At 59.4% G+C, this 8,473-nt stretch carries 7 protein-coding genes; 5 read left to right on the top strand and 2 right to left on the bottom strand.

Going from position 1 to position 8,473, the window contains the following annotated elements:
• Window positions 1-86 precede the first annotated feature (86 nt).
• From ACIP66_RS27465 to ACIP66_RS27450, 4 genes are all read left to right on the top strand, one after another.
• Entirely contained in the window at window positions 87-1,394 is a 1,308-nt protein-coding gene (locus ACIP66_RS27465) for a urate hydroxylase PuuD (protein WP_212544302.1), read from the top strand.
• Window positions 1,395-1,674: 280 nt separating this feature from the next.
• Window positions 1,675-3,033, top strand: coding sequence for a nucleobase:cation symporter-2 family protein (locus tag ACIP66_RS27460; RefSeq protein ID WP_053118650.1), 1,359 nt, complete (start codon window positions 1,675-1,677; stop codon window positions 3,031-3,033).
• A 164-nt stretch (window positions 3,034-3,197) separates the two neighbouring features.
• Window positions 3,198-3,983, top strand: coding sequence for an outer membrane protein OmpK (locus tag ACIP66_RS27455; protein ID WP_053118648.1), 786 nt, complete (start codon window positions 3,198-3,200; stop codon window positions 3,981-3,983).
• Between the two features lie 374 nt (window positions 3,984-4,357).
• On the top strand, window positions 4,358-5,143 hold the full coding sequence (locus tag ACIP66_RS27450) for an outer membrane protein OmpK (RefSeq protein ID WP_053118646.1): 786 nt from the start codon (window positions 4,358-4,360) through the stop codon (window positions 5,141-5,143).
• A 161-nt stretch (window positions 5,144-5,304) separates the two neighbouring features.
• On the opposite strand, the gene ACIP66_RS27445 is transcribed toward ACIP66_RS27450, so the two are convergent.
• Both ACIP66_RS27445 and ACIP66_RS27440 read right to left on the bottom strand, forming a co-directional pair.
• Window positions 5,305-6,477, bottom strand: a complete 1,173-nt coding sequence (locus ACIP66_RS27445) for a patatin-like phospholipase family protein (protein WP_400652311.1) — start codon at window positions 6,475-6,477, stop codon at window positions 5,305-5,307.
• 35 nt (window positions 6,478-6,512) lie between these two features.
• Window positions 6,513-7,445: a lipid A biosynthesis lauroyl acyltransferase gene (locus ACIP66_RS27440; protein ID WP_400652308.1), complete on the bottom strand. Its 933-nt coding sequence runs from the start codon at window positions 7,443-7,445 to the stop codon at window positions 6,513-6,515.
• Window positions 7,446-7,562: 117 nt separating this feature from the next.
• Here ACIP66_RS27440 and minC point away from each other — a divergent pair, with 117 nt between their 5' ends.
• Entirely contained in the window at window positions 7,563-8,300 is a 738-nt protein-coding gene (minC, locus tag ACIP66_RS27435; RefSeq protein WP_053118637.1) for a septum site-determining protein MinC, read from the top strand.
• Window positions 8,301-8,473: the final 173 nt, after the last annotated feature.

Raw genomic sequence — 8,473 nt, 5'->3', positions numbered from 1 at the left:
AGGAAGAGCGTCTGTTCCTCGCCCCCCACCAATAAGTGAAGGTCTGAACACTCGACAACAAGAGTGACAGGCGAGTGGTAAAGACTGTGGAAGCACATCTGTTGGAATGGCTGAACCTGAGCGTGCGCTGGGTTCACATGATTACTGGCGTGGCCTGGATCGGCGCGTCGTTCTACTTCGTCTGGCTGGAGAACAACCTCAACCGCGTCAACCCGAAAACCGGTCTGGCCGGTGACCTGTGGGCGATCCACGGTGGCGGTATCTATCACCTCGAAAAATACAAACTGGCCCCGCCGGCAATGCCGGAGAACCTGCACTGGTTCAAATGGGAAGCCTACTTCACCTGGATGTCGGGTATCGCGCTGCTGTGCGTGGTGTTCTACTCCAACCCGACGCTCTACCTGCTGGCTCCGGGCAGCACACTGAGCGGCCCTGAAGGCGTGGCCATCGGTATCGGCTCGCTGTTCCTCGGCTGGTTCATCTACTCCTTCCTGTGCGACTCGGCCTTGGGCAAACGCCCTGCTCTGCTCGGCTTCATCCTGTTCGTGCTGATCATCGGCGCGGCGTATGGCTTCAGCAAAGTGTTCAGCGGTCGTGGTGCGTACCTGCACGTCGGCGCGATCATCGGCACCATCATGGTCGGTAACGTGTTCCGCATCATCATGCCGGCGCAACGCGCACTGGTGGCGGCGATTGCCGAGAACCGCACGCCGGATCCGGCGCTGCCGGCCAAAGGCTTGCTGCGCTCGCGTCACAACAACTACTTCACCCTGCCGGTGCTGTTCATCATGATCAGCAACCACTTCCCGAGCACCTATGGCAGCCAGTACAACTGGTTGATCCTGGCCGGGATCGCGGTGTTGGCCGTGTTGGTGCGTCACTACTTCAACACCCGTCACGACAGCCACAAGTTTGCCTGGACTCTGCCAGTGGCAGCGGTAGGCATGATCACGCTGGCGTACGTCACCGGCCCAACGCCGATGTCGACCGCTCCGGAAGTGGCCAAGGCTCCAGCAAAAATCGAGTACCAACCGCTGCCGGAAACGGCACTGGGTGGTGGCGCGAAACCGGCTGAAGCGGCACCGGCAGCCCCTGCCGAACCTGCTGCACCGGCACAAGCCTCCAACGCCGGCCCTGGCTTTGACAAAGTGCACAGCGTGATTCAAGAACGCTGCGCAGTTTGCCACTCGGCCAAGCCGACCAGTCCGTTGTTCAGCGCAGCGCCAGCGGGTGTGATGTTCGACACCCCTGAGCAGATCCGCCAGAACGCGGCGCGGATTCAGGCACAAGCGGTCACCAGTCAGATCATGCCACTGGGCAACATCACACAGATGACCCAGCAGGAACGTGACCTGATCGGCGCCTGGATTGTGCAGGGAGCCCAGACCAACTAAGCCACACAAAAGCCTGCTAACAGCAGGCTTTTGAGGTGAAGGGATTTACCTGTGGCGAGGGGATTTATCCCCGATCGGCGGCGCAGCCGTCGCAGACCCTGCAATTGCCATCTGCCTGATGTATTGCGATTGCAGGTTTTGGGGCTACTTCGTAGCCCATCGGGGATAAATCCCCTCGCCACAAAATTCCTCTGCCCACACATACGAATGATGCAAAGAAACAGCTGCGAGCAACCCGGCAGCTGTTCAATCACAAGAATAAAAAGATCTGAGGTGTTGCATGTCCGAGCTGTCCAAAGCGCGCATCCCCGACGCACCCGCCATTCAGCGATTGCCCCTTTTGCAACTGATCCTGGTCGGTTTGCAACATGTTCTGCTGATGTACGGTGGTGCCATCGCGGTGCCGCTGATCATTGGACAGGCCGCTGGCCTGAGTCGTGAAGAAATTGCCTTCCTGATCAACGCCGACCTGCTGGTCGCCGGTGTCGCCACCATCGTGCAATCCATGGGCATCGGCCCGATGGGCATTCGCATGCCGGTGATGATGGGCGCCAGTTTTGCCGCTGTCGGCAGCATGGTCGCCATGGCCGGCATGCCCGGTATCGGCCTGCAAGGCATCTTCGGCGCAACGATCGCCGCCGGCTTCTTCGGCATGATCATCGCGCCATTCATGTCCAAGGTCGTACGCTTCTTCCCGCCTCTGGTGACCGGCACGGTCATCACCTCGATCGGTTTGTCGCTGTTCCCCGTCGCCGTAAATTGGGCTGGCGGCGGTGCAGGCGCTACGCAATTCGGTTCACCGATTTATCTGGCCATCGCCGCCCTGGTGTTGGGCACCATTCTGCTGGTGCACCGCTTCATGCGCGGTTTCTGGGTCAACATTTCCGTACTGATCGGCATGTGCTTCGGCTACATCCTGTGCGGCGTGATCGGCATGGTCGACCTCAGCGGCATGGCCAATGCGCCATGGATTCAGTTCGTTACCCCGCTGCATTTCGGCATGCCGAAATTCGAACTCGCGCCGATCCTGTCAATGTGTCTGGTGGTGGTGATCATCTTCGTGGAATCCACCGGGATGTTCCTCGCGCTGGGCAAAATCACCGGCCAGGAAGTCTGCCCGCGCATGCTGCGTCGCGGCTTGCTGTGTGATGCCGGCGCCTCGTTTGTCGCCGGTTTCTTCAACACCTTCACCCACTCCTCGTTCGCGCAAAACATCGGCCTGGTGCAGATGACCGGCGTGCGCTGCCGCTCGGTGACCATCGTTGCCGGTGGCTTGCTGATCGTCCTGAGCCTGCTGCCGAAAGCCGCGTTCCTGGTGGCATCGATTCCACCGGCGGTATTGGGCGGCGCAGCGATTGCGATGTTCGGCATGGTCGCCGCGACGGGCATCAAGATTCTGCAAGAAGCCGACATCGGTGACCGTCGCAACCAGTTGCTGGTCGCGGTGAGCATCGGCATGGGCCTGATCCCGGTGGTGCGCCCTGAGTTCTTCGCGCACCTGCCGCTATGGATGAGCCCGATTACCCACAGCGGCATCGCCATGGCAACGCTCAGCGCGCTGACGCTGAACCTGCTGTTCAACATTCTCGGCGGCAAAGAGCGCGCGGCCATCAACGACTGCCACGCACACCAGCACTAAAGCAACACCGAAGTACTCCTGTAGGAGCAGAGCTTGCTCGCGAAGAGGCCAGGTCAGCCACCATCAATGTTGAATGACCCACCGCTTTCGCGAGCAAGCTCTGCTCCTACAAGGGCAAGCAACAGCTCTGCGCCTCAAACAATAAAAACAAGAGGGAGCAACAGATGATTCGTACACAGACAAACATGCTGTTGGGTGGTGGCCTGCTGGCCGCGAGTCAAGCCATGGCTGGCGATTTACTGCTGTGGCAAACCAACAGCCTCAGCTACCTGTACGGCAAGAATTTCGCGATCAACCCGTCGATCCAGCAGACGGTCACGTTCGAGCACGCCGACAAGTGGAAATACGGCGACAACTTTCTCTTCGTCGACAAAATCTTCTACAACGGCGAAGAAGACCGCAACAAAGGCCCGCACACCTTTTACGGCGAATTCACCCCACGCTTCTCGTTCGGCAAGATCTTCGATCAGAAGATCGAATTCGGCCCGATCAAAGACGTGCTGCTGGCGATGACCTACGAGTACGGCGAAGGTGAAAGCGAGGCCTACCTGATCGGCCCGGGCTTCGACCTCAAGGTGCCCGGCTTCAACTACGTCACCCTCAACATCTTCCGCCGCCAGACCGAAGGCCCGCGCCCCGGCGACGGCGTGTGGCAGATCACCCCCGGCTGGTCTTACAGCATTCCCGTGGGCAATTCCGACGTGCTGATCGATGGCTATCTGGATTGGGTGGTCGACAACGACGAGAACTCGCGCGGCACCTACCACGCCAACCTGCACATCAATCCGCAGATCAAATATGACCTCGGCAAAGCCCTGGGCTGGAGTCAGAAGCAGCTGTACGTCGGCACCGAATACAGCTACTGGAAGAACAAATACGGCGTCGAAAGCAGCCACAACCTCGACACCAATCAGAACACCGCCAGCCTGCTGGTGAAGGTGCATTTTTAAGATGACCCGCAACCGTGCCCCATACCTGTCGTCGGTGCTCTGTTGCGGGGCACTTGAGAGCTGGCCGAGGAGTCAGTATTCTCCGCGGCCTCATGAATTCGGTCTAAAAAAAAGCCCGGATTTAATTCCTGACCGACGGGCCAACTTATCCCGGCCCCGGCCAGTACCGAGGCATCCCGAAAACACGCTCAATCGACTGTTTTGCAGCAGCCGACGGGCGTTTTTTTGCTTTTCGAAAAGCCTTGGCCCAGCTCTTGCTAACACCAGCAAAGCTGACCGATTGGATGACTTTTGCAGTAACGAAAAAAGGCGCCACACCAGAGCGCCGATCTTAAAAAAAATAAACGTGGAACACCTACTTTGGGAGCAACCGAATGAAACGTACGTGCACCAGCCTGATGCTTGCGGGATCGATGTTGGCCGGCGGCCAGGCCATGGCCGATGGCCTGCTGCAGTGGCAGAACAACAGCCTGACCTACCTCTACGGTAAGGACTTCAAGGTCAACCCTGCGATCCAGCAGACCGTCACCTTCGAGCACGCCGATGCGTGGAAGTATGGGGACAACTTCCTGTTCGTCGACAAGATCTTCTACAACGGTGACAAGGACTTCAACAACGGCCCGAACACCTACTACGGCGAGTTCCAGCCACGCATCTCGCTGGGCAAGGTACTCGACCAGAAGATCGAATTCGGCCCGATCAAAGACGTCCTGCTGGCGATGACCTACGAGTTCGGCGAGGGTGACACCGAGTCCTACCTGATCGGTCCTGGCTTCGACCTGGCCATTCCGGGCTTCGACTACTTCCAGCTGAACTTCTACCAGCGCCACACCGAAGGCTCGCGCCCGGGTGACAACGTCTGGCAGATCACACCGGTCTGGTCCTACACCATTCCGGTCGGCGACTCGAACGTGCTGATCGACGGTTACATGGACTGGGTCGTCGACAACGACGAAAACAACCGTGGCGAATACAAAGCCAACCTGCACTTCAACCCACAGGTCAAATACGACCTGGGCAAGGCGCTGAATTTCGGCGAGAAGCAACTGTACGTCGGTGTTGAGTACGACTACTGGAAAGACAAGTACGGGATCGACGACACCCGTGCGTTCACCACCAATCAGAACGTGACCAGCTTCCTGGTGAAGTTCCACTTCTGATAAAAATCAAAAGATCGCAGGCTTCGCCAGCTCCTACAGGGATAGCGCATTCCAATGTAGGAGCTGCCGCAGGCTGCGATCTTTTGCTTTAAAAGCTTCCCCATATTCGACCGAGTTCCAATGTGGGAGCGAGCCTGCTCGCGAATGCCTCACCGCCGATTTCAGGCGGGAGCCACCGCCTCAGATATCCCCAAAAACCGGCACAACTCCTCACGCTTGGCCAACGCATCCCTTCGCCCCAAATCAATCAACTCGCTGCAATACCCCGCCTCGAACAACAGATAACTCAGCACCCCTGCCCCGCTCGTCTTCGTCGCCCCCGGCCCGCGCAAAAACAAGCGCAACGCCGCCGGCAATTCCTGACGATGCCGCGCCGCGATCTCATCAATCGGCTGACTCGGTGAAATCACCAGCACCTCCACCGGCGCCACGCCCAACTCGCGTGTCGGCGTGCCGGCGGGCATCAGATGACTGAATTGGTTGAGCCGCTGCAGCAACTCGATGTCGCTTTCCAGGCTGTCAATGAACGTGCTGTTGAGCATGTGCCCGCCGATCTGCGCAAGTGTCGGCTGTTGCCCGGTGTAGGTGCGTTCCAGCGGCTGCTGCGGATCAAAGCCACGCGGGTTGCCGCTGACGCCGACCACCAGCACGCGACTGGCACCCAAGTGCAGCGCCGGACTGATCGGCGCCGATTGCCGCACCGCGCCGTCGCCGAAATACTCATCACCGATTTTCACCGGCGCGAACAACAACGGAATAGCCGAACTCGCGAGCAAGTGATCGACCGACAGTTGCGTCGGCACACCGATGCGCCGATGTCGCAGCCACGAATCAATCGTGCCGCCGCCCTGATAGAACGTCACCGCCTGCCCCGATTCGTAGCCGAACGCCGTCACCGCCACCGCATGCAATTGCTTGCGTGCGATGGATTCGGCGATGCCGGGCAGGTGCAGTTTTTCGTTGAGCAGGTCGCGCAGCGGCGAACTGTTGAGCAGCGCCACCGGCAAATGCCGACCGAGGCCGAGCAGGCTGTGGCTGACAAAACGGCTGGCCTGGCGGATCACGCCGGGCCAGTCACTGCGCAGCACGCGATGGCTGCGAAAGCCCTGCCAGAACAGCGTCAGGCGTTCGATGGCGGCGCGAAAATCCGTGGCGCCGCTGGCGAGGCTGACCGCGTTGATCGCGCCGGCCGAGGTGCCGACGATTACCGGGAACGGGTTGTCCGCGCCCACCGGCAACAATTCGGCAATCGCCGCCAGCACGCCCACTTGATACGCAGCCCGAGCCCCGCCGCCGGAAAGAATCAAACCTGTGACCGGTTCCGCTGGGCTCATCGCAACACTCCGTGGTGCTTAGGGGATGGGGTGAATCAACCGCGTTTGGCGTACAACTTCGGCTCGCCCGGTGGCCGGCTCTTGAAGCGCCGATGCGCCCATAAGTATTGCTCCGGGCAATCGCGCAGCACGCCTTCAACCCATTGGTTGATGCGCAGGCAATCGGCTTCTTCGGTCTCGCCCGGGAAATCTTCCAGCGGCGGATGCACCACCAGACGGTACCCGCTGCCGTCCGCCAGACGCTCCTGAGTGAACGGCACCACCAGCGCCTTACCCAGCCGCGCGAATTTGGTCGTCGCCGTCACCGTCGCTGCCTGAATGCCGAACAGCGGCACGAAGATACTTTGCTTAGCGCCGTAGTCCTGATCCGGCGCGTACCAGATCGCCCGACCGGAACGCAGCAGCTTGAGCATGCCGCGCACGTCGTCGCGCTCCACCGCCAGCGAATCAAGATTGTGCCGCTCACGGCCCTGGCGCTGGATGAAGTCGAACAACGGATTTTTGTGTTCGCGGTACATGCCGTCGATGGTGTGCTGTTGGCCGAGCAACGCCGCACCGATTTCCAGGGTGGTGAAATGCACCGCCATCAGGATCACGCCTTTGCCTTCGTGCTGGGCTTTCTGCAAATGCTCAAGCCCTTCGACGTGGGCCAGTTTGGCCAAACGCTCACGCGACCACCACCAACTCATCGCCATTTCAAAAAAAGCGATGCCGGTCGAAGCGAAATTTTCCTTGAGCAGGCGTTTGCGCTCCGCCGCGGATTTTTCCGGGAAGCACAGTTCAAGATTGCGCTTGGCAATGCGCCGCCGGTCGCCGGCGAAGCGATACATCAACGCACCCAAAAATCGACCGATGGTCAGCAACGCCGGATACGGCAGCTGCACGATCAGCCACAAAAGCCCCAAGCCGCACCAGAGCGGCCAGAAGCGTGGAGCAAGAAATGCTTTTCGAAAACGCGGGCGATCCATTAAAGCTTCCGTAAATACAGTGGCCGCGCATTCTACATCGTTCGACCCGGCTTGCGGCCTGCGGGCGTTCTCGTTATAAGTCTCGGCACTTTTAGTGACAAGCCGTTGTATGCCGACATGAGCAAAACCGAACCGTTAAACCAAGATCCCGTGTTCCAGCTAAAGGGCAGCATGCTGGCCATTACCGTGCTGGAACTGGCCCGTAACGACCTCGACAGCCTCGATCGGCAATTGGCCGCCAAAGTTGCGCAGGCGCCGAATTTCTTCAGCAACGCGCCGCTGGTTCTGGCTCTGGACAAACTGCCGCCGAGCGAAGGCGCGGTCGACCTGCCAGGTTTGATGCGCGTGTGCCGTCAACATGGCCTGCGCACCCTGGCGATTCGCGCCAGCCGCATCGAAGACATCGCCGCCGCCATCGCCATCGACATTCCGGTGCTGCCGCCGTCCGGTGCCCGCGAGCGCCCGCTGGAGATGCCCGAAGCCGAAGTCAAAAAGAAGCCGGAAAAGCCTCCAGAACCGACCGTCAAACAGACCCGCGTCATCACCACGCCAGTACGTGGTGGACAACAGATATACGCGCAGGGTGGCGATTTGGTCGTGGTCTCCTCGGTCAGTCCGGGGGCGGAACTTCTTGCCGATGGCAACATCCATGTATACGGCCCGATGCGTGGCCGTGCGCTGGCCGGCGTGAAGGGTGACACCAAGGCACGGATTTTCTGTCAGCAATTGAGCGCTGAACTGATCTCCATCGCCGGTCATTACAAGGTTTCCGAGGATTTGCGCCGCGATCCAATGTGGGGCTCGGGCGTACAGGTCAGCCTGTCGGGCGACGTGTTGAACATCATTCGGCTTTAACGGATACTGCCGCATTTTCCAAGCATCTCTAAAACGTAGCGAAAACGGCTCAAACGAAGTAGGAAAAAGGCCTAAAGCCGAATTCCAGCCAAGGCTGTCCGACTGCAGTAGTTTTCAAGAGATGTTTTTCAGGGGCTAAAAAGTCCTTCTTCATTAGGGGTGTCACACCTTGG

The organism is Pseudomonas sp. NPDC088429 (genome assembly GCF_044753305.1).
In the GTDB taxonomy this organism is placed as follows: domain Bacteria; phylum Pseudomonadota; class Gammaproteobacteria; order Pseudomonadales; family Pseudomonadaceae; genus Aquipseudomonas; species Aquipseudomonas rustica.
Note: the sequence above shows the minus strand (reverse complement) of the source record. Positions and strands in the feature narration are given on the sequence as shown.

Excerpts from the sequence above, each read along its gene's own strand:
- ACIP66_RS27460 (WP_053118650.1), top strand. The coding sequence starts at position 1,675 with ATGTCCGAGCTGTCCAAAGCGCGCATCCCCGACGCACCCGCCATTCAG.
- ACIP66_RS27440 (WP_400652308.1), bottom strand. The coding sequence starts at position 7,445 with ATGGATCGCCCGCGTTTTCGAAAAGCATTTCTTGCTCCACGCTTCTGG.
- ACIP66_RS27455 (WP_053118648.1), top strand. The coding sequence starts at position 3,198 with ATGATTCGTACACAGACAAACATGCTGTTGGGTGGTGGCCTGCTGGCC.
- minC (WP_053118637.1), top strand. The coding sequence starts at position 7,563 with ATGAGCAAAACCGAACCGTTAAACCAAGATCCCGTGTTCCAGCTAAAG.
- ACIP66_RS27450 (WP_053118646.1), top strand. The coding sequence starts at position 4,358 with ATGAAACGTACGTGCACCAGCCTGATGCTTGCGGGATCGATGTTGGCC.
- ACIP66_RS27445 (WP_400652311.1), bottom strand. The coding sequence starts at position 6,477 with ATGAGCCCAGCGGAACCGGTCACAGGTTTGATTCTTTCCGGCGGCGGG.